This window comes from Tolypothrix tenuis PCC 7101 (assembly GCF_963874875.1).
Taxonomy (GTDB): domain Bacteria; phylum Cyanobacteriota; class Cyanobacteriia; order Cyanobacteriales; family Nostocaceae; genus Aulosira; species Aulosira tenue.
The window spans coordinates 15,932-36,037 of record NZ_CAWNJS010000005.1; the positions used below are offsets into that span (position 1 = coordinate 15,932).

Here is a 20,106-nt window from a genome sequence, read left to right on the forward strand (position 1 = left end):
AGAAACTGGTGCAGACAGCGTATATACAAACCAAACCTGGCTTCTTAAGACTACTGCGATGGGCTACGTCCGACCATAGATCATCGCCATTGTTAGGCATAAAAAGCAGCGGTGGTGATTTTTTAACTGGCGTAGTCCAGAGTCTGCTGCACCAAAAGCCCAAGTATTAGCTATCAATTTTGATATCAAAGCCGGAAATTACAGACTTAGCATTACTAATTGACACCCTATCACTTCCGCAATCAGGATTTAGCTGTTCACGGATTGTAAACATTAATGCTCTTCCCTGTGGTTGTATGATGTACGTTATTGGAAACGCGCATTATCAATAACAAAGCTGTAAGCATTTATGCCTAAGGAGCGGGTAGGGGAGAGGGGGAGCAGGGGGGCTCTGGAGCAGGGGGGAAAGAGTGAAGAAGGTAAGAGATAGCAAATGGAAAAAAATGCGATTACAAATCATCGAGACTTGAAAGTTTATCAAATGGCTTTTGATGCAGCTATGAAGATATTTGAGGTATCTAAAAAGTTTCCAGTAGAGGAACGTTATTCACTCACAGACCAAATTCGTCGTTCCTCTCGCTCTTTCTGTGCGAATTTGGCAGAAGCATGGAGGAAACGGCGATACGTAGCAGCATTTGTGGCGCTCATTAAATGATTGTGAGGCGGAAGCTGCTGAAACCCAGACTTGGATTGAATTTGCCGTCAAGTGCAACTACTTGGATATTGATACAGGTAGAGAGATTTACGGTACTTATAATAAGGTTCTAGGTAGTTTAGTAAGCATGATTAATAATCCTAGCCCTTGGCTGATAAAGAAAACAGTCGGATATCCGAGCAGAAAAACAGACTCTTAGTGTCTTTCATCTCCCCTGCTCCCCTGCTCCCCTGCCCCCTACTTATTCTTATTGAACGCGAGTCAGCACTTATGTCCAATCTAGATTCGGGAGAAATTGTCAAGTTTACGTTGGAAGCGTGCTTAGATGCACCGATAACTAGATATTTTGATGCAGAGCTTCAGGGTGACCCAGATGTGTTGGCGCAGTTGTTGGCAGATAAACGCAACCCCAATACTCGGCGTGCTTACGAGAAAGATTTGCGGGATTTTTTTATCAAGATGACGGGCTTACCGCCAAGTGGTGATAGTGTGCTGGAGTTTTTGCACTTGCAGCGAGAGCAAGCGGTGATGGTGGTGTTGAAGTACAAGGCGAAACTCATAGCTTCCTCTTTACGGGAGGCGACAATCAATCGGCGGTTGGCGGCGATTAAGTCGTTAGCCAAGATGGGGCGGAAACTGGGAGTGTGCAATTATTCCCTGGAAGATGTGTCTGGCGAGAAGGTGAAGGCGTACCGGGATACGCGGGGTGTTGATAGCAAAGCGATAGCAGTTGTGATTCAGCAGTTTGATAGGGAGACTTTGATTGGTAAACGCAATTATGCGATTTTTTTGGTGCTGTGGGGTTTAGCTTTGCGCCGACAGGAGATATCTCAGTTAAATGTGGGTGATTTTGATTTTTATGGGCGCAAGTTGAGGATTTTGGGGAAGGGAAAGGGAACGAATGAAGAATATTTAGATATGTCAAAAGATGTGGCGGCGGCGATAGCTGATTGGTTAATTGCTAGGGGGGATTTGAATGTTAATTTACCAATTTTTACGGCGTTAGATTTTCATAATGAAGGGCATAGATTGACTACGGATGCTATCTATAAAATAGTGAAGGCTGCTTTTAAGTTCGCGGGAGTGAAGAAACCGATGTCACCCCACAGGGTGAGGCATTCGGCAATTACGGCGGCGCTGGATGCGACGGATGGGAATATCAGGAAGGTGCAGAAGTTGAGCCGTCATGCTGACCCCAGAACGTTGATGATTTATGACGATAATCGGAATAAAGATTTGTGGGAGATGTCAGAATTATTGACGGGAATGTTGAAGAATTCTGAGTGATAAAAATTTCTAAATTGACTAATTATAAGAGATTAATTTTATTCAATAACTGGTAATTAAATGTCTTTAATAATATATATTTAAGGTCATGAGTACCGAAATTATCATTAGTTTATTCACTTTTCTTGAACAAGATACTATACCCTGGAATAACAATACAGCAGAACGTGCAATTAGACATCTTGCTATACAGCGAAAAATATCGGGATCTTTTTCTGAATCTGGTGCTACCTCATATCTTGTTTTACTTGGGATTATGCAAACTTGTAGATTTCAAGATAAATCATTATTGAAATTCTTCATGTCAGGAGAGAAGGATATTGATAAATTTAAGAGAACGAAGTAAAGGAAAAGCACAAAATCTACTAGCAACTCCTATTTTAAACATATAGTGGCGGTGGCTTTTAAGGAATTGCAGGTACAGTAGTTACAGATAAATTATCGGTAACTAGGATGAGTAAACTTTCAGTAGTAGGAGAGGGATTACTTTCACCTCATAACAGCACAAACATTATTGAAATCAATAAGCAGTGGCAGAAGTGGCAGAAGTGGTTAGAGAGTGCACAATCTTTTCGCTATGTCCCCAATAATCATGAACCACCTTACACTGCTCGTAAAGAGAAAGGAAGCAAAGGACAAGCTAGTTACTGGTACGGTTACAGAAAAGTTGGCGGTGTTCTCAGAAAATGCTACATAGGGCGAGGTGAAGATTTATCTATAACCAAGTTAGAAGAAATTGCCTACCAACTGAGCAATCCTACTCCTAAAAAGAAAGTTACACAGATAAAGTCTTTTTCCAAGCTAGAGGATGTGGAGAAATTAACAGCAGAAGTAGTCTCTTTACAGAGTGAGTTACAGAGAAAGGAGGAATTGAGAAAAGAAGCATTGGGAAAGTTGACAGCCTAACGGCGGAATTGTCAGCTGTTAGGCAAGAGTTACAGAACAAGTTACAGATAAATACAGAAAAGAAGTTACATAACAAAATATCTGTAACTGATTATCAGGCAATACGCGATCGCATTCTGCAAGAGTGGCGTGTGTCAAAACGTACTGAGTCGAAAGCCCGCATTGCTCAAGCATTGGATGCATTTATTGCTGAATTGACCCCAACACCTGCATCTACACAAGCATCTATACAAAATCAAACCGTAGCCCCACTGGTGAATCAGGCAAAACTTGAGGAAGAAGTAGTCAAGCAATCAGCGCAGATTCGGCTGTGGTTGCGAGTAGAAAATAATAATAAATTTATTCGGCGTAAAAAGAAAGTTCGAGAACATATCGAGCGTTTCTGCCTGTCTTTCTACAATGCTCAAAAAACCACTCCCAATGGCTGCGAGTATATTATCACTATCCCCTATGAAAATGATGAGGATCTAGACAAACAAGTTTATGACCTGTTTCGAGACATGGACTCTCATGCTGACATGGATTACTGCTTTATTGAAGTAGATGCCCATGAGATTGGGACTGATAGAAGTTGGTAAGTTTGGGTTTACTTAAACGACTGCTTGAACAAGTAAGCTTTGAGTGGGTAGTTTACAGGAGCTTGTTCTGTCTGGGTTTGATAATTTACTAATTTACTACTTCTTTTGTAAGTTCCTCGACCGATAAATCAACAGACGAAGCCACTTCCAAGATGCTGTAACCCATGCTTAGGAATGCGTGCTGCTGCTTTTAATTTGATTTGACGTTCCAAGTCTCTGTAGATTCGTGTTTCTTCAATGTTCAGTAAGAGCATGGTTTCTAAGTCTTCACGGCAAAACTTACAAAAACTTGTAAACGCCAATCTCCCGTGCGCTTACTCATCCGTGTTTTGCTGTGCAGCAAGCCGGACAGCTTCTACATCAACATTAAGTTGTTGAGCAATCTGTTCTATACTCATTCCTGTTTTTAGTAACAGGGGGACAGCTGCTTTCAAAATTTCAGCTTTCTGTTCTTCTCGACCAAGAGCTTTCGCTTCCCGATAAACCCTCGTTTCCTCTAAACTCAGTCCCAGCATAGCTTCCACTTCCTCTCTACTCAACGAAGAAAACTTGTAAACGGCAATTGTCGTAATAATATCTATTATCTCGTTTTTTGGGAGTGTGCCAGTTGACTCTAATTGTACTCGCTCAATTAATTGCTTGGCTTGCTGTGCCATCGTTTCAGAAGATGCGATTGTCAACTGCATTAAATTGATGCCTATTGGCAGAGTATCGGGATTACCTAACTCATCCAAATAAATGCGCTGCACTTGGTCGCTGTTTAAAAATATTCGATGAGTTCTTGTATCGCTTGGTTCCAAACTGCGTGATGGGAAAATTACCACACAGTACCAGTCATCATATTGAGACTGATTCCGGTTCAAATACATCATCGACTCAGTAAAAAAACGATGATACAAAGCTTCATCTTTTTGGAACTGAACTTCTGCAAAAAAGATAACTCTGGGTGTTGCACCTTCTGGAGGTAAAAAGACCCCATCAATGCGAAAGGAAGTTTCTTTTACCTCAACTGACTCAAATCGATAGTTCTGCGGCTCTTGGGGACGGTCATCAACGAGTTCAAAAATTAACGCAGGAAAGCGTTTAAATATTTGGTAATAAATAGAGTCTCGTTTCACTAAAATATCTGAAAAAGTCTGGGTATTTAAAATTAATTTTATCAGTCAAAGTCATTGAAAAAACCAAAAATATTAACTCTTAATCTGACTTTTAGGCAGCGTGATTAGTTGTCATTTTTGTGAATTCGTTAGTTATAAACTTATCACACAACCTCTATAATTGTAGGTAAATTGTATGATTCAACAGGATAATTGGTGATGAACAGTTCCTTGCCTTTCTCTGCCTTCTGCTGTTTGTAATTGTTCATCCCGTATTGCAACTCCCATTCATAAATGTAGGCAAAAGAAAAGTGATGCCGCACTTGTTCACAGTCATCGTAAGTAATCAACCATTTGTGTGAACACTCCGACATCAGTTTGGCAAAATGAGAATGGTCAAAACAGGTGTGCAAATCACCTTTTTTACCATAAAGCTTAGATTGAGTCTTGCTGAGATAAGGTGGATCTAGAAAGATAAATACATCTTCTCCAGGTTCAGTAAGTAGGACACTGTAGTCGAAGTTAGTCACACGGGTATTAACAAAGCAACCATCCAAAGCTGCTAGTCGCTCAATCGAAGAGTCTGTAAACCGACCTTTGAAGGAAGCATCAGAGTAACCACCACTCTCTATCGTTCCCGAAAAGGTAATCCTGTTAAGAACAAAGAACCGCACAGCCCGCTCAAGTGGACTCATGGTACTCGGAGGAGCGGCAGCGAGAGATTTAAACAAGGCACGTCCATCTGTTGTCTGTTTTTTTACTTTCCAGACTGACTCAACTAACTCTCTTTGATTAGTTTTGACCATTAGCCAGAAGTAATACAGTTCTGAGTTGAGATCATTAACCCAGCAAGGCATACTGGGGTACTTCTGTGAAACATGAAAAAATACAGAACCTCCGCCAACAAAAGGTTCGCGGAACTCCTTGAATTTAGGAGGTAGGTAGTGAGCAATTTGAGGAATTGCCTTTTGTTTACCGCCGGGATAACGTAATGGACTTTTAAGCATAAGGAATTATCGTAGCAGGAAGCGGATTTTTTAGTGCTTTAGTATCAAATTTCAAACTGGGAGAGTTTTTAATTTGGCTGGATGCGGTATGTAAGCGCATAGAAATTTCCCATCCATTATCAAAAATCAAATTTACATACTGTCTGTTAACCGTTGCTATCACATTAGTAGGCATTTGGATTTGTGCAAACTGCTGAATAGTCAGGGTTTGGGCGTTGGTATCAACAATAATTTTGTAGTAATTCACATCACCAACAAGGTACTGAAATAACTTAGTGGCACAAATGGAAGCATGGCTATTGATAAATTGACTCACCAAATGACAGACGGGAGTATATAAATGCTGTTCAATCAAAGCAGGAGGTAATTCTGCAAAAAGCTTTGCCTGCCCGATATATTGCATGAACTCTTGTGTAGTTGCTCGGTATTGTTGTCTAAACTGCTGCATCTGTGGGTCATTTTTAGCGTAACCGCAGTGAACTGGAGTTGTCCCAGGGCGTTGGTGTCTGAGTGCGGTATGGTTGTGTTTGAGTGATAAGTTGACTGTCCATGCTTTTGAAGTTAGGCGAATGTCAGTAACGTCATTTTGATTTTGATCTGGTAATCGATCTACTGTGATTGATGGTTGCTGTGACAACTGAAACTGAGGATTAAGCCACATTTGCAGCAGCGCATTAGCCGCTTGTCTCAATTCATTTAAAAGTGGTGGTTTTAAGTCTGTTAACTTGCTGGCATCTCTAAGTTGAGCATTGTTAGCTCTAACTGTTAGGTTTACTCCTGGATGCGTTCTAATTATTACTTCTGTTATCAGGTACTCTAATACACGACCATGCAGGTTTGAAAGGGGTGTCATATTTGTGGAGCATTATATTTTTCCACAGAGTAACCGATGATCTACCGAAATAATGTGATTTGAAAGCTTCGTAAAATCATGTAAAAGCAAGTTCAATAATTATGTAATTTTTATTACTTAACAAATGCAATACTGCTACTTAACAATGTTAAATGTGGCAAACTGCGTCTCTGTTTAAAAGTCGAGAACAACAGCCTCTTAATCCGGGAGCGAAAGCAAGAAACCCCTAACTTTAGTAGGGGTATTAGTTATTAACTGTTCGACATGACTCATGGAAACAGTTCTTTATATTCGGTGTAAGCCTGCTTCCAACCCTTACCGTTTTTCTCTACTCCCCAGAGAGATTGAATGATTTGAGTCTGCGACATTTTCTTATCAGTCATCTGCTTGACGATGCCAGTCAGTTGAGATGGAGTAAGTGAGGCTGGAGTGTAGCGAGTTTCGGTATCGTTTGGGGTATCGCCAGCAAGGGTCTTAGAATCGCCCGTTTCAGGGATAGTATCACCGATTCCGGTATCGTTTCCGGTATCGATACCAAATGATTCTAAAACCTCGGAAGCCTTATCAGTCGGTTGGTATCGGTCGGTATCGCTCTTTGTTGGGTGCAGAGTTGGTGGTGGAGCATCTGGTATCACCCAAGTTTCATCTAGCCATGCTCTAGCCTGATTTAAAAACTCATCGGGTGGCTTATCGCTGTTTGGTACAGAATCAGCCAAAGCAAGGTTTTCACTTATATACTCAGGAAAATACAGGAGTAGTGTCCGCGCCGGATCTGGTTGCCCAGAATGGGGATTAACTTCAGTTTTGAGCCAGTCTGGAATCGTGCCAATTTCACCCTGTGCGATCGCCTTATCAAAACTATCTATGTCTGCCAAGAAGTACCGCCCTGTTGCTAGTGAAATTGACTTGAGTGGAGACAGCTTTTTACTGGTAGCCTCACAACCAATAAAAGTAGCCCCACTTTTGAAAGTATCGCCAAAACCTGCGGTGTTTTTAGTGCCGACCCAAGAAGTCAGATTCTTCCCGTGCAACACCACGAAAATTTGTGCGCCCTTCTTACTGGCGCGAGTGAACAGGAAGCGAATGATCCATTGCTTCTGCTCATCGCTAAGGTAGTCAGACAAGGCTACAGCTTCATCAATCACCAAAATAATATCTGTGTAACTATTTTGGGCGGCGTTGTCCATCTCCCTTAAATATTGGTACAAATCGCTGGCAACATGAGCATCAGCCTTTGCACCCTCCAATTGCGGGTAACTAAGTCTGCACACTAGGCGATGGCAGGCGAACGGGTAGATGTCCGAACCTGCGGTGAAGTAGTGAATCTTAGTATTTGGCTCCAGTGCTTTACTGAGAATGGCTAAAATCGCCATCAATGTACCCTTACCACCTCGCTGATTACCAGCAATCACGGTAATTTGGTCACGAATGCACTTGGCGATATCAAAACCACTGTTGGTTAGTGCATCAATAATTGCGATCGCTCGGTGGTGTAGTGGCAGGGTCAACATTGATTGAATATCTGGTGCTATTGCCTGTGCAGCAGGTTCAGTCTTTGGGGGACTAGGCAACTGGACAAAATGCGGTTGTGGCAGTTCAACGAACTTGGGTGAAGGTAGCTTTGGTTGTGGCTGTTGAGATTGTTGCTGAATGAGAGTAACTTGAGCCTGGTCAATTCTAGGGTCAGGGGCTACCTGCGCCAAATGTTTGCACAACTGCTCAACAGTAGGAAACGCACCTCTGTAAGTGGTGAAATTGTCCAGTAGCCACCTGTAAGCATAAAACCGCTTACCAGCTTCTACACCCGTAAGAAAATCGGTAAGGGTGTTGGTGTACTGCCGCAGCATCACAAATTCGCTCCGCTCTGTGGGTGTAAGGTGGTTCATTAAATCCACAATTTCATTCGAGCCATTCAACCATTCGGCTCTTGCTTCGCTGTCACCCATTGCCGTCAAAAATTCTAAGAAGTTACCCCGCACAAAGGGAATGGGAGCAAAGCAGTGGGAATCGGTCATATCTTGTACCACTGACCAAGCGTAACCCAGACCCGCAACTAACGCACCGATGGGGGCTAGTGGAGAGGTGGCATAACAAACCGCCCCGATTGATGCCGTTGCTAGAGTGACGCATTTAGCTAGGTTCATCCCTGCCCTTTCAGTTTTGGCACGAACCAATAATTGATCCAGCCTTTCTACTAGCCAAGGGGCGATGTTACCCGCTTCCAAATGTTCAATGCAGGGATAGTCAGCGCGTAATGAGGCAGTTTCCTTTGTGGCAAGTTGCGGTACTGGTTGATTTTTGTCGGGTGAAAATTCCATAGTTTTCTCCTATTAAAAGCTCTGGGGCAGAGGGGCAGGGGAGCAGAGGTGCAGAGGGGCATGGGGATATTGCCGCGCAAGTTGTGCTACACAAACTTTTTATGGTGGCTTTCCTCTTGACGCTCTTTCCATGTGTTGCGTAGAGAAGAAGTTATATTTAAAACTCTGGCGTTGCTGAATCATGGGATGATTTTGCTCAACTTGGAACGAATTTTCAATGGTTTCAACCGCCAATTCATCCCGCATTTATGCAACGCCTTAAAACTCTTTCTTCCCCTGCCTCCCCTGCTCCCCTGCCCCTCTGCTCCCCTGCTCCCCTGCTCTAGAGCTTACTTAGTCAATCGCCAGATTGTGTAACCGATTTCGCCTGCCATCATGGTGGTGAAGTTATAAGCCAAACACCCCAAAATTTGTCCAGGGTCAGTGTAGGCGAAGGGATTGCGACCAAAAAACGTTGTCGTTAAGTCGAATATCCAGAAAAACAGTGCGATTGCGCCTCCGGCATGGCGTTCTTTCATACCAGCAACCTTATAATCACGCCACAGTGCGGTAGTCAGGTCAATGTTTGCAGTCGGCTTGCTGCTTAGGGTGTACTGTTTGGATTCTTCAAACTCGGCTTTGGCTTGGTCTGGGCGTTTACCCCGTAAGCTCCGGGCTTCCATTACTTGAACTAAAGCCGATATACCAAGTGAAAGCCAGAAAAATAGATTAAACGGTAGCGTTAGCCAGCCAAACCAACCAATCCAAGTTGTTTCAAACCAGGAAAACATCGGAATGCCTTGAAAGAGCGTCTGCCAAATTCCATCAGAACTGAGGAGTGTGCCAAGAAAGAACCCCATTGCGCCGAGTATTTTTGTGCCGGATGACCCTGGGGTAACAAACTGAGCGAAGATGTGGGTAATGAAGGTCACGGGCAGGGCAATGATATCAACAATCCATTGCGCTAAGATTTCTGCGTAATTAGTGACTCTTTTGTTGCTAGTTTTTGAGGAAGTTGCAGCTGTTGAGTTTGAATTATTTGGCGGCTTATATTCTGCACTTTTCATGATTTATTATTCTCCAATTGGGGTGAGAGATTGCAGACATTTTTGTAGTGATACTTCCACAGCCAACGGCGTTCTGCTATCTGTCCTATGCAACGACCTCCTGAGTCATAAACATAAACTAGTTCATCCTCTTGGTAATAGCTGGTGTCGGGTCTTGGGTTGCGTTTTGGGTTGTCTAAATAGCCTCTAATTCTGAGTTTTAAACTGGTCGGTAATATGCCAGTAGAGTTCAGTTTGTCGCTGGTTAATTTACGTTGTTCTATGCGTGAGCGTTCAACAGATTCTCTAGCTTCTAAGTTCGACACAGCAGAAAAAGTGTAGAACTGCTGAGGCAGTTTAATGAACATAGGTGCAGCAATCAAACCCAAACCCAATAGCCCCAGCATGGCTTGTTTTTGGTACTTCATTGCTGAGTTTTTAATTGGTTGATGATTGCTTCCGCTAGTCCCAAGTGGTCGCCTATTGGCGTGTATTGATACAAATCCTCTTGAAGTTTTTGAATTGTTTGGGCTGATTCTTCTAGTAAATATTGTCCCTGTGTAGCAATTTCAGTAGCGATTAAGTTTTCAGTTATCGCTTTTAAAAAATGCAGTTTTTCAATGCGATTAATCCCTTCAAGGCAAGAACCATAAGTATCTTGCAACCAGTCTAAATAGGTTCCATCTCCAGGCGTTAGAGCGCAGTAATAGCCTATTGGTTTCGTCATGATTTACAATCCTTATATCGTTTATCGTTATGCGGCGGTAGACACATAGGTGGGGCGATTGCAATGATTCGCAGTCCGTGCAATCGCTCTCCCATCACTGAAAAAATCTTTCAGTAGAAACATCAACGGTTGAAGCGGAGGCCTCCCATTGCAGAGTATTGAAAAATTGGCTGACATCCCCAAGAGTCACGTCACAATCAAAGTTCAACCTTTGATACTGTGGATGCTGTCGAATTTGGGTTAGTAATTGTTGGGCTTGTGCAACTAATTCTGGCAGTGGTTGAGTATTCATTTTTCACCTCAAAAAATCGATAATTGTAATGATTCCAGGCTGATAACACTCGCATTATTACTCATACCTGAAACTTCATAACAGCGAGTAGTCAAAGCCTTATAATTCAGCAATAAATCAACCTTTTTTCGTTGTCCAGCCAGAGGTCGAAAGTGATACTTTGGATGCTGAATTGTGCCTGTTTTATAGAGGTATTGATAGAGCGTTCTATCAATCTGGTAGACCTTGGAATTGGTTAGTAGGGTTGAGTCATAGACTATGTTTAGGTTATTCATGGCTGCCTCTTAAAGACTTAACAAGAGTGTCGCCGTAGTTAACCAACAGGATGCTAAATAGCTGAGAGTAAGTGTTGATTCCTGTCTGTTCAATGATTTCTTTGGCTAATGGTAGATACTTTTCGTCTAGGACTACACGCGTTTGACTCATAATTTAAGACTCCTCATCAAAGCCTGACCTTTCGGCTTCTCTATTGTTTGTGTTTGTTCAATTGGTGTGATTTCTGTCAAATTTTGTGGCTGTTGAAGAACAGGTTTTGTTAGAGGTGTTTGAAAACTGGTTACATTGCCTGCCAAGTATTCTGAAATTAATAAATTTGTGGCAGAAGCTATATTTATTCCTCTAGATAAACCGTATTGTGACAACCAATCATGATGACGTTTATCTAGTCTCACTCTCGTTTCACTTGTCTCAATTTGTGACAAATCAGAGAGTTTCAAGTCCCATTTATGTTTGATTGCATCCAACAGTAAATTTACAGTATCACTCAGCTTTGAATAGTTAAGCGAAAGTCTGATTCCCTCTACTTTGGCGGCAACCAAAACCGCTAAACGTACTTGCATTTCTTTACATAGCCAGTAGTGCAGTAATGTTGGACAAATGAGGGTCAACTGGAATATAAAACCCAGGTTTTGCACTCAATTTATGGCGTACTAAATTGGCACATCCACCAATCAGCATGATGTTGGTGACATCTGCCAAGTAATCGTTAGCAGCTGTAGTAATGCTGTCCATCAGTCCGTTAAACCAATTTTCTAACAAGCCAGGGAAGACTGAGGAGAAGTCATACTTGCGCCCGTAGGTGAGGGAGCCATCAGCAATGGAATCCATCATTTTGGCGACCTTAAAGGCAACGTTATCGCGCTTGGCATAACTCTGCATGAGGTCAGAGTTGATGATGTCGTTAGCCAGGGAGACACCACCTACCTTGGGGATTGAACGACGGGTGAGAATTTCACCACCGGGAGTCATGACAACATAGTTAGTAGTGCCGCCGCCGATGTCGATGCCGAGTGTGTCACCTTCCATATCCAGCAAGCTTTTTTTATAACCGTTAACTACAGCCACGTCAGTTTCTAGGTAAAACTCAACATTCTTGATGCGGTGTTTATAGGTTCTGCCATTGACTGTAACTTGATGCTCTGCAATCAAAGTTTGACGGATAGCATCTTCTTCCCAATGATTGCGCTCTGGCACTAAGAACCGGACATTACCCTCAAAATCTTGCCTTAGTCCTGCCAGGGTGAAAGGTTTAACAAATTCCGGTAATTGCTTTCCTCGCTCGGCGGCGGTTTGTGGGTTTTTCTGCTTGGTGGCGCGTTCTCCGAGAACTAATACTTTGTTGTCTAGTTTGACGCTGGGTGAATCATCTGTGTCTAAGTCTCTAGCACTGGTATAGGTTACGTCTTGAAAGACTGAGCGCATCACGCGGGGCTTTTCACCCTTGAGGGCGGTGATGCTGGTGAAGTTGCCAATATCTGCAAAGTAAATGTTGATCACTTGCTTTCTCCTATGAAGCTAGTAGCAACCGCATTACATATATATAGATGCGGCTGTTGCTAACCTTTGATGGAGTGTAGGAATGTCGGTTGAGGCTTTCGCACGCACTTATCTTGATTTTCGGATGAATTACTTTATTTAGAAGCGTTTACGTTTATTTAAAGGCTAATAATCTTTCTAGCAACATATTTATCCTAGATGTGGTTTTTTACGCCTTTTATCGTCCGTCTTGCGCTCACATCTATAGATTAACACCTTTTTTGGATTAGTCCGTTAATCCGTTAATGGATTTATATACTAATAAGTTATAGATTCATACGTAGGATAAAGTAATATTTATCTGATGGATTTATCCGGTAAACCGATATAAACTTTATGGAGAATGAGAAACAGTATTTAAGAACGAAGATAGATAAGAAGTTACACAAGGAATTCAAAAAACTCTGTACTGACCTAGAGGTGACGATGGAACAGGTTACGGGAGAATTAATAGAAAAATGGGTGCAAGAGCAGCAACAGCAACAGAAGGGTAAAAGCTAACGCCTTCACCCTTTAAGTAATACATAATTATCAATATTAAGAATTTGTCTACGGCTAATTCATTAAATTTGATACAATCTCCATCTTCTAAATGCCCATGAAATAAGTCAAATTATATTTAATACCACTACCATTAATAATATTATTAGTGGTATTAAAATCATGTTTATAATATGAGTAAAAGTTTTTGAGAAGCTTGTATTGTCAGGCTTTGAGGAAAATAAATTAATTATTTTCTTTTTGAAAGTGACAATTTACTATTTATTTTTTTGTGAGATCAATTATTATGAAAGAGGACTATACCCTTAGTCCATCTTTTCTAAGTATTTTGTCTATCGATATACATAAGAAAAGAATGCCTCCCTGGACTCAACTTGTTAGCGCAAGTTGTTTAGCAGTCCGAGAAGACAAACCTCAAAAGAATGTATTTAAATTTCTTTATAACCCAATCGTAACAGTTCCGATGAACAGTAGCAACGGGTTTAACGAGAAATTTGATTAAAGCATTGGTGAATCTTCAAGGGAGGTAAAGCCCACATCATTTACCTCATAAGGATTTCACAATGGTATCCCTTTTGAAAGGACACGAGACCGTTGATTGCTCCGTTATGCCAGGGGAGATAGCCGACAACGCTTCCTTTGATATTCGCAATTTCATAGACCAGTTAGAACCAGCTTCTGAGAAAAATAAATACATCTGCCCCGCTTGCGGCGGTCATAACCTCAGCATCAACCCCAGCAACGGCAAATACACTTGTTATAACGAGTGCCTTCACCGCGATATTCGAGAAGCAATCAAACCTTGGAGTGAAGTATTAGAAGAAAGAAAACTTGGTGCTTACACGCCACCACCCCCTGCCAAACCAATCAAAGCGAAAAAACCAGCAGCTTTACCCAACAAGGTTTTAAATCTCGACTCATCACAGTTAAGAATATGCAGGCTCAACGGTGAACGTCGTCCTACGGACGAAGCAGGGGGAGCCGGGGAGGAAAGGGGAGCCGGGGGAGAGAACCCCATAAATGAATTGAGGGACATCAAACCACCTGCTGTGGGCAATTCTCCCCCAGCTTCCTCAGCTTCCCCAGCCCTCCTTTTCGGTGAAATCACCACACCACAACCCGTAACACCTGATTTCATCCCCAAATCCGTTACCGACAAGCTCAGAGAAGATGGAGCTACACCAGAAGAATTACAACAAATTACAGTTATCGAATACGACTACAGCGACGGGCGAAAAGCTCATAGATTTTCTTGTCCCTGTGCAGCCAAAGATAAAGGCACAGTCAAAACATTCTCCGTCAGCAGACTAGACCCCACCACCAATAAAATCAAATGGTCGAAAAACGGAAAATGGCCAGCTTACAAACAGGATGAAGCGATCGCTATTATCAAAGCTACAGATGGCATCCCCGTACTACTAGCCCATGAAGGAGAAAAATGCGTCGAAGCCAGCCGCATCGAAAGGCTAGCCAGCATCACTTGGGTAGGTAGCAGTTCCGATGGCGAGATACTCCATTCATTGAGCCAAATTAAAAACCTCACTAGTAAAGATTTCTTACTGGCTTACTGCATTGATCATGATGAAACAGGCTGGAAAAAAGCCCGCAGAATCGAAGATATTTGCTCGAAAGTCGGAGTAAATTTTGTTGCCATCGACTTGCTAAAAATTCAACCGACTCTGCAAGATAAAGGAGATATAGCAGATATTTTGGCATCCGGCATGACGGGCGATGAACTAGTAGAGCTGCTTTTAAAGCAGATAGCAGAAATTACAGCCTCAAGAGCCGCCGTTGATTTAGACGCAACCGAGTCGGAAATTGGCAGCGATTCTGAGCCGGACAGTACATTCTTGCAAAAAGGCTTTAACTTCCTTTACGGCGATAAAAAATGGATTTGTGCCGATGGCAAGCTTTATTACTGGGATGGCACACACTACAAACACTCACCTGATGCAGTTGAGCGACCCCGGATTACGAGTTATTGCAATACCTTTCCAGTTGTTAAGAAAACTGGCAACAACTTCGTCATCACCTATCCCTACGCCAAACCCAGTAAGGTCAAAGAGTTGCTGGAGTGGGTGAAGCTGCGAGTCGAAATTGACCCGCAATTACTCAATCCTCCAGGGGTGAACTGTACCAATGGCGTGTTAAGTGTTAGCTGGGCAATAGGACAACCAATGCCTGTCTTAGAAAAACATAACCCAGACAAACACTTTTTTACCTATGAGCCATTGGTAAAATATGACCCCCTTGCCGACCCCCAACATTGCGATCGCTTGCTACAATGTTTAGACTCGCCCCAACAGCAAATTTTATTAAGAAACCTGGGAGCCAGTCTTGATTTAGCCGAAGTCCGCAAGCGTCGGGGACGAGAAACGAAGCTATTACTGGCTTGTGGATTGGGTGCCAATGGTAAAGATTCCATCCGGCAGGTAGTCTCTATTATCTACGGTCATCAAGGCATGACTAGCTGTTCCTTGGCTGACTTCGCTGCTTATGATGAAGGACGGAAATTTGCCTTAGCTCCTCTAGTCAACAGCCGGGTGAACTGGGCTTCTGAGAATCCACAGACAGCAAGACTAGATAAAATTCAATCACTTAAACTCTTTGCTACTGGTAACGTCTTACACTCAGAGCGCAAGGGCAAAGACCACATAGAATTTAACCCCAATGCTATCGGCATCTTCAACTTGAATGATACACCGTCGATGCACGGCACAATTCAAGCGATTCTCGACCGCATCGCCGCCCTAATTTTTGACAAAACATTTAAATCTCATCCAGACCCCAACAACCCCAAAGAGTTACTAGCAGACCCCAGGTTCGCTTATGACTTGGATTTTGTGCGGGAATGTGTCGCCCCGGCATTTTTAAATAAGATGATTGCTGGACTACAGGCATTAATCGCAGAAGGCATTGACTACAGCTGCACTCAACAAGCTTTGGAGGAGATTCAAGCAGAAAATTCTCACCTGTTCCAATTCTGTAAAGATACAGGACTGGGCTACAAGGGGGATGGCGTTGTCACAGCATTTGATATTTGGCAACACCTAGAAAATTGGTACATCGACAACGGGACTTTGTCCTTTGAGGAATCCAGCAATGGCAAGGTGAAAGCGATTTGGCAGGAACAGTCCAAGCCAAGTGATAAAACCGTCAAGGCGATTAACCAAGTCATCGCCAGATTTAAAACATTATTCCCCAAAGCCAAGTTAGTTACCGTTCCCCACCCATCGGGTAAGCGGAAATTACAAGCATTGCAAGGAATTAGTTTTGGTAATGTGCCAATGTCAACAACTGGCACAGCCATAGCAATAAGTGAAAATTCCACAGCAGATGCACACCAAACGCCACACCACCAAAGCCAGATAAATCAAGACTTCCACACCACCCACACCAGTTATGAGGAGATAAATGAAAAAAATCAAAATCATCAACAAGATGTAAATTTCAACTCTGAATCAAAATCAGATATTCACTCCAATGTAAATTCAAAAAATGAAGTAGACTCCGCTAAACAGGTGTGGGTGGTGTGCGATGACGTGGCATCAAGCACTATAGCTGCTGCGGGTGGTGTGGAAACTGCTGTGGCGACTGACGTTATTGCTATGCAAAACAGCTTATTGACAATAGAAGTCGAAGTTAGGCAAGCGATGGATGATTTAGCACGAGTTTGGCAAATTGGAGATGCGGCGGTGGCAGCAGTGTTAAAGCAACTGCAACCGGAAGTAATCGAAGGGATATTCCGGCAATGCACGACTGAGCAAGTTGACTATATGAAATACTGCTTACAGTTCAATGTGTAGAGTGAATCAATTGCAGAAATTTTGATGATTGTGTTGGTAACCAATGCATAATCGGTGGCGACAACAAAAACTGCATAACCCCCACCCGGCTCAGAGCTATATAGCAATAAGCCATCAAAAAGTGGTGGAATTGCGGTTAAGTTATCCCAAAATTTAGCCTCATTCCCCAAAAATTTAGGATTTTGATGATTCAAAAGGCTTAATTGAATTACTTAAGCCCCATACTTCCCCTGTCTTTAACTTCATCCTTCATCCTTCAGTATGCGTTTTCCTAACCTTGGTCTAAGTTTCCTCGCCCTAGTTATTGCCACTGCTTCCACGCCGATAAGTTTCAACATTAAAGCAGCACCAGGAGAGTTACGAGTTCTGGCGCAAACACCACAGGCGCGGAAAGCCGAAGCAGAGAGACTGTTGCAGCAAGGTTATCAGGAGTATAAAACAAGTCAATTTGAAGCAGCATTACAATCGTGGCAACAAGCACTCTCTATCTACCGCGAAATTAAAGACCGTCAAGGTGAGGGTTGGGCGCTGGGAAATCTCGGTAATGCCTACTATTCTTTGGGAGACTACCCTAAAGCCATTGAGTACGCTCAACAATTCTTGGCGATCGCACGGGAAATCAAAGACCGCCAAGGTGAGGGTGCTGCGCTGGGAAATCTCGGTCTTGCCTACTATTCTTTGGGAGACTACCCTAAAGCTATTGACTACCATCAACAAAGCTTGGCTCTAGCACAGGAAATCAAAGACCGTGAAAGTGAGGGGATAGCACTCTTGAATCTGGGTACTGCCTACTATTCTTTGGGAGACTACCCTAAAGCTATTGACTACCAACAACAATCGTTAGCGATCGCACGCTCAATTCAAGACCGTGAAAGTGAGGGGAAAGCACTGGGAAGTCTCGGTCTTGCCTACCGTTCCTTGGGAGACTACCCTAAAGCCATTGAGTATTTACAAAAAAGCTTGGCTCTAGCACGCTCTATTCAAGACCGTCAAAGTGAAGGTATTGCACTGGGAAGTCTCGGTACTGCCTACTATTTCTTGGGAGACTACCCTAAAGCCATTGACTACCATCAACAAAGCTTGGCTATTAAACGAGAAATTCAAGACCGTCGAGGTGAGGGTAATTCACTGGGAGGTCTTGGTGTTGCCTACATTTCCTTGGGAGACTACAAACAAGCGATTGACTACCTACAACAATCATTGGCTCTAGCACGCTCTATTCAAGACCGTCAAGGTGAGGGGAATTCACTCTTGAGTCTCGGTGCTGCCTACTATTCCTTGGGAGACTACCCTAAAGCCATTGACTACTATCAACAAAGCTTGGCTATTAAAAGAGAAATTCAAGACCGTGAGGGTGAGGGTATTTCACTGGGAGGTCTTGGTCTTGCCTACCATTCCTTGGGAGACTACCCTAAAGCTATTGACTACCAACAACAATCGTTAGCGATCGCACGCTCTATTCAAGACCGTCAAGGTGAGGGGAAAGCACTGGGAAATCTCGGTGCTGCCTACATTTTCTTGGGAGACTACAAACAAGCGATTGACTACCTACAACAACGGTTGGCTCTAGCACGCTCTATTCAAGACCGTCAAGGTGAGGGGAAAGCACTAGGAAATCTCGGTCTTGCTTACCTTTCTTTGGGAGACAACAAACAAGCTATTAACTACCTACAACAAGTATTGGCTCTAGCACGCTCAATTCAAGACCGTCAAAGTGAGGGTCAAACACTAAACAATCTAGGAATTGCTTACTACAAACAAGGCAATCTCACTTTAGCAGAGACTACCCTGATTGCAGGCATTAAAGTTTACGAATCTCTCCGAGGTCGAGACTTAAAGGATAATGAGAAAGTCTCAATTTTTGAAACGCAAAGGAGTATATATCGCCTTTTACAACAAGTCCTCATTGCCCAAAATAAAACTGATGCTGCTTTAGAAATATCTGAACGGGGACGGGGACGGGCTTTTGTGGAGTTACTTGCTTCGAGGTTATCTACTAACCCCAAAGAACAATTCCCCGCCCCACCAAATATTACCGAGATTAAACAAATTGCCAAATCACAAAATGCTACTGTCGTTGAATATTCAATTATTTACGATTATTTCAAAATTCAGGATAAACAAGAATTTAAAGAATCAGAACTCTATATTTGGGTAATCAAACCTAATGGTGAAGTTACCTTCCGCAAAGCTGACCTCAAACCTTTATGGCAAAAAGAGAATACAACCTTAGCTCAATTAGTCACCAACAGCCGCGAGTCAATCGGTGTCAGAGGTCGGGGTATTACAGTAACTTACAACCCCAATCCGACTAAAGTAAAACAGCGCTTTCAAAAGCTGCACGAATTACTCATTAATCCCATTGCTGACCTTTTACCAAAAAATCCTGATGAGCGTGTAACATTTATACCGCAATCATCTTTATTCCTTGTTCCCTTCGCCGCTTTACAAGATGAGCAAGGTAAATATTTAATTGAAAAACACACTATCCTCACTGCCCCAGCAATTCAAGTATTAGATTTAACTCACAAACAACGGCAGAAAGTTTCGGGTAATCAAGCTTTAGTTATGGGCAATCCGATCATGCCCAGCGTTGCCCCCAAAATTGGCGAAGCACCGCAACAATTACCGGACTTACCAGGTGCTCTAACGGAAGCCAAAGAAATTGCCCAACTGTTAAATACCAAAGCGATTACAGGTAAGGATGCTACCAAAGCCGCTTTTATTCAACGATTACCGCAAGCGAGATTTATTCATCTTGCCACTCACGGCTTACTTGATGATTTTAAAGGTTTAGGTGTCCCCGGTGCTGTGGCTCTCGCCCCGGATGGTAAGGATGATGGCTTGCTAACTGCGAATGAAATTTTAGATTTAAAAATTAACGCCGAATTAGTTGTTTTAAGTGCTTGTGATACCGCACAAGGTAAACTCACAGGTGATGGCGTTATTGGATTATCTCGCGTTTTAATTTCTGCTGGTGCGCCGAGTGTGATTGTCACTTTATGGTCAATTCCCGATAGTCCTTCGGCATTATTGATGGGGGAATTTTACCGCCAGTTACAGAAGAATCCAGATAAAGCCCAAGCACTACGCCAAGCAATGTTAACAACTATGAAACAGCATCCAAGTCCAAGTAACTGGGCTGCATTTACTCTAATTGGCGAGGCGAAGTAATACGGACTACGCGCTACCAAGTCGAGGGGAAGTTGTGCTGGTGACAAACACTTTTAGTCATCTAT

20 protein-coding genes and 1 pseudogene are annotated in these 20,106 nt (G+C 42.8%); 8 read left to right on the top strand and 13 right to left on the bottom strand.

What is annotated here, in order from left to right; all coding sequences use genetic code 11:
• Positions 1 to 433 precede the first annotated feature (433 nt).
• The 5 genes and pseudogenes from AACU25_RS36570 to AACU25_RS36590 all read left to right on the top strand — a co-directional run bounded on the left by AACU25_RS36570 (position 434) and on the right by AACU25_RS36590 (position 3,426).
• Positions 434 to 854, top strand: a pseudogene (locus tag AACU25_RS36570) (four helix bundle protein).
• A gap of 71 nt (positions 855 to 925) precedes the next feature.
• Positions 926 to 1,942 carry a tyrosine-type recombinase/integrase gene (locus AACU25_RS36575; RefSeq protein ID WP_096585681.1) on the top strand — a complete coding sequence of 339 codons (1,017 nt, stop codon included), beginning with the start codon at positions 926 to 928 and terminating at the stop codon, positions 1,940 to 1,942.
• Positions 1,943 to 2,030: 88 nt separating this feature from the next.
• Positions 2,031 to 2,288, top strand: a complete 258-nt coding sequence (locus tag AACU25_RS36580) for an IS66 family transposase (protein ID WP_096585626.1) — start codon at positions 2,031 to 2,033, stop codon at positions 2,286 to 2,288.
• A gap of 107 nt (positions 2,289 to 2,395) precedes the next feature.
• Positions 2,396 to 2,848: a hypothetical protein gene (locus tag AACU25_RS36585; RefSeq protein ID WP_096585628.1), complete on the top strand. Its 453-nt coding sequence runs from the start codon at positions 2,396 to 2,398 to the stop codon at positions 2,846 to 2,848.
• A gap of 8 nt (positions 2,849 to 2,856) precedes the next feature.
• Positions 2,857 to 3,426 carry a hypothetical protein gene (locus AACU25_RS36590; protein WP_096585631.1) on the top strand — a complete coding sequence of 190 codons (570 nt, stop codon included), beginning with the start codon at positions 2,857 to 2,859 and terminating at the stop codon, positions 3,424 to 3,426.
• 314 nt (positions 3,427 to 3,740) lie between these two features.
• Here the strand turns inward: AACU25_RS36590 and AACU25_RS36595 are convergent, their stop codons facing one another.
• The 13 genes from AACU25_RS36595 to AACU25_RS36655 all read right to left on the bottom strand — a co-directional run bounded on the left by AACU25_RS36595 (position 3,741) and on the right by AACU25_RS36655 (position 12,521).
• A complete protein-coding gene (locus AACU25_RS36595) occupies positions 3,741 to 4,544 on the bottom strand; it encodes an Rpn family recombination-promoting nuclease/putative transposase (RefSeq protein ID WP_096585634.1) in 804 nt (267 codons plus the stop codon).
• Between the two features lie 143 nt (positions 4,545 to 4,687).
• Entirely contained in the window at positions 4,688 to 5,530 is an 843-nt protein-coding gene (locus AACU25_RS36600) for a DNA adenine methylase (protein WP_096585637.1), read from the bottom strand.
• Positions 5,523 to 6,383, bottom strand: coding sequence for a HaeIII family restriction endonuclease (locus AACU25_RS36605; protein ID WP_096585640.1), 861 nt, complete (start codon positions 6,381 to 6,383; stop codon positions 5,523 to 5,525). The genes AACU25_RS36600 and AACU25_RS36605 overlap by 8 nt, the downstream gene beginning before the upstream one ends.
• 269 nt (positions 6,384 to 6,652) lie before the next feature.
• Positions 6,653 to 8,701: a hypothetical protein gene (locus AACU25_RS36610; protein ID WP_096585643.1), complete on the bottom strand. Its 2,049-nt coding sequence runs from the start codon at positions 8,699 to 8,701 to the stop codon at positions 6,653 to 6,655.
• 99 nt (positions 8,702 to 8,800) lie between these two features.
• Positions 8,801 to 8,947, bottom strand: a complete 147-nt coding sequence (locus AACU25_RS36615) for a hypothetical protein (RefSeq protein ID WP_190445957.1) — start codon at positions 8,945 to 8,947, stop codon at positions 8,801 to 8,803.
• Between the two features lie 83 nt (positions 8,948 to 9,030).
• On the bottom strand, positions 9,031 to 9,747 hold the full coding sequence (locus AACU25_RS36620) for a hypothetical protein (RefSeq protein ID WP_096585645.1): 717 nt from the start codon (positions 9,745 to 9,747) through the stop codon (positions 9,031 to 9,033).
• Positions 9,744 to 10,154, bottom strand: coding sequence for a hypothetical protein (locus tag AACU25_RS36625; protein WP_045874860.1), 411 nt, complete (start codon positions 10,152 to 10,154; stop codon positions 9,744 to 9,746). The genes AACU25_RS36620 and AACU25_RS36625 overlap by 4 nt, the downstream gene beginning before the upstream one ends.
• Complete coding sequence (locus tag AACU25_RS36630) at positions 10,151 to 10,453, bottom strand: hypothetical protein (protein ID WP_096585648.1); 303 nt, start codon at positions 10,451 to 10,453, stop codon at positions 10,151 to 10,153. Before AACU25_RS36630 ends, AACU25_RS36625 begins: the two co-directional genes overlap by 4 nt.
• A gap of 94 nt (positions 10,454 to 10,547) precedes the next feature.
• Positions 10,548 to 10,745, bottom strand: coding sequence for a hypothetical protein (locus AACU25_RS36635; protein WP_096585650.1), 198 nt, complete (start codon positions 10,743 to 10,745; stop codon positions 10,548 to 10,550).
• Between the two features lie 8 nt (positions 10,746 to 10,753).
• The gene (locus AACU25_RS36640; RefSeq protein ID WP_096585653.1) at positions 10,754 to 11,020 is read right to left on the bottom strand and encodes a hypothetical protein; all 267 of its coding nucleotides are present in this window, start codon (positions 11,018 to 11,020) and stop codon (positions 10,754 to 10,756) included.
• Entirely contained in the window at positions 11,013 to 11,171 is a 159-nt protein-coding gene (locus AACU25_RS36645) for a hypothetical protein (protein ID WP_167727877.1), read from the bottom strand. The genes AACU25_RS36640 and AACU25_RS36645 overlap by 8 nt, the downstream gene beginning before the upstream one ends.
• Complete coding sequence (locus AACU25_RS36650) at positions 11,168 to 11,584, bottom strand: hypothetical protein (RefSeq protein WP_045874856.1); 417 nt, start codon at positions 11,582 to 11,584, stop codon at positions 11,168 to 11,170. The genes AACU25_RS36645 and AACU25_RS36650 overlap by 4 nt, the downstream gene beginning before the upstream one ends.
• A 4-nt stretch (positions 11,585 to 11,588) precedes the next feature.
• Positions 11,589 to 12,521: an acetate and sugar kinases/Hsc70/actin family protein gene (locus tag AACU25_RS36655; protein WP_096585655.1), complete on the bottom strand. Its 933-nt coding sequence runs from the start codon at positions 12,519 to 12,521 to the stop codon at positions 11,589 to 11,591.
• Positions 12,522 to 12,896: 375 nt separating this feature from the next.
• Here AACU25_RS36655 and AACU25_RS36660 point away from each other — a divergent pair, with 375 nt between their 5' ends.
• The 3 genes from AACU25_RS36660 to AACU25_RS36670 all read left to right on the top strand — a co-directional run bounded on the left by AACU25_RS36660 (position 12,897) and on the right by AACU25_RS36670 (position 20,041).
• Positions 12,897 to 13,061, top strand: a complete 165-nt coding sequence (locus tag AACU25_RS36660; RefSeq protein WP_155539680.1) for a hypothetical protein — start codon at positions 12,897 to 12,899, stop codon at positions 13,059 to 13,061.
• A 563-nt stretch (positions 13,062 to 13,624) separates the two neighbouring features.
• The gene (locus AACU25_RS36665; protein WP_339382139.1) at positions 13,625 to 16,867 is read left to right on the top strand and encodes a DNA primase family protein; all 3,243 of its coding nucleotides are present in this window, start codon (positions 13,625 to 13,627) and stop codon (positions 16,865 to 16,867) included.
• 261 nt (positions 16,868 to 17,128) lie between these two features.
• Positions 17,129 to 20,041 carry a CHAT domain-containing tetratricopeptide repeat protein gene (locus tag AACU25_RS36670; protein WP_096585667.1) on the top strand — a complete coding sequence of 971 codons (2,913 nt, stop codon included), beginning with the start codon at positions 17,129 to 17,131 and terminating at the stop codon, positions 20,039 to 20,041.
• Positions 20,042 to 20,106: the final 65 nt, after the last annotated feature.

Excerpts from the sequence above, each read along its gene's own strand:
- AACU25_RS36575 (WP_096585681.1), top strand. The coding sequence starts at position 926 with ATGTCCAATCTAGATTCGGGAGAAATTGTCAAGTTTACGTTGGAAGCG.
- AACU25_RS36580 (WP_096585626.1), top strand. The coding sequence starts at position 2,031 with ATGAGTACCGAAATTATCATTAGTTTATTCACTTTTCTTGAACAAGAT.
- AACU25_RS36585 (WP_096585628.1), top strand. The coding sequence starts at position 2,396 with ATGAGTAAACTTTCAGTAGTAGGAGAGGGATTACTTTCACCTCATAAC.
- AACU25_RS36600 (WP_096585637.1), bottom strand. The coding sequence starts at position 5,530 with ATGCTTAAAAGTCCATTACGTTATCCCGGCGGTAAACAAAAGGCAATT.
- AACU25_RS36605 (WP_096585640.1), bottom strand. The coding sequence starts at position 6,383 with ATGACACCCCTTTCAAACCTGCATGGTCGTGTATTAGAGTACCTGATA.
- AACU25_RS36610 (WP_096585643.1), bottom strand. The coding sequence starts at position 8,701 with ATGGAATTTTCACCCGACAAAAATCAACCAGTACCGCAACTTGCCACA.
- AACU25_RS36615 (WP_190445957.1), bottom strand. The coding sequence starts at position 8,947 with ATGCGGGATGAATTGGCGGTTGAAACCATTGAAAATTCGTTCCAAGTT.
- AACU25_RS36620 (WP_096585645.1), bottom strand. The coding sequence starts at position 9,747 with ATGAAAAGTGCAGAATATAAGCCGCCAAATAATTCAAACTCAACAGCT.
- AACU25_RS36625 (WP_045874860.1), bottom strand. The coding sequence starts at position 10,154 with ATGAAGTACCAAAAACAAGCCATGCTGGGGCTATTGGGTTTGGGTTTG.
- AACU25_RS36630 (WP_096585648.1), bottom strand. The coding sequence starts at position 10,453 with ATGACGAAACCAATAGGCTATTACTGCGCTCTAACGCCTGGAGATGGA.
- AACU25_RS36635 (WP_096585650.1), bottom strand. The coding sequence starts at position 10,745 with ATGAATACTCAACCACTGCCAGAATTAGTTGCACAAGCCCAACAATTA.
- AACU25_RS36640 (WP_096585653.1), bottom strand. The coding sequence starts at position 11,020 with ATGAATAACCTAAACATAGTCTATGACTCAACCCTACTAACCAATTCC.
- AACU25_RS36645 (WP_167727877.1), bottom strand. The coding sequence starts at position 11,171 with ATGAGTCAAACGCGTGTAGTCCTAGACGAAAAGTATCTACCATTAGCC.
- AACU25_RS36650 (WP_045874856.1), bottom strand. The coding sequence starts at position 11,584 with ATGCAAGTACGTTTAGCGGTTTTGGTTGCCGCCAAAGTAGAGGGAATC.
- AACU25_RS36660 (WP_155539680.1), top strand. The coding sequence starts at position 12,897 with ATGGAGAATGAGAAACAGTATTTAAGAACGAAGATAGATAAGAAGTTA.
- AACU25_RS36665 (WP_339382139.1), top strand. The coding sequence starts at position 13,625 with ATGGTATCCCTTTTGAAAGGACACGAGACCGTTGATTGCTCCGTTATG.
- AACU25_RS36670 (WP_096585667.1), top strand. The coding sequence starts at position 17,129 with ATGCGTTTTCCTAACCTTGGTCTAAGTTTCCTCGCCCTAGTTATTGCC.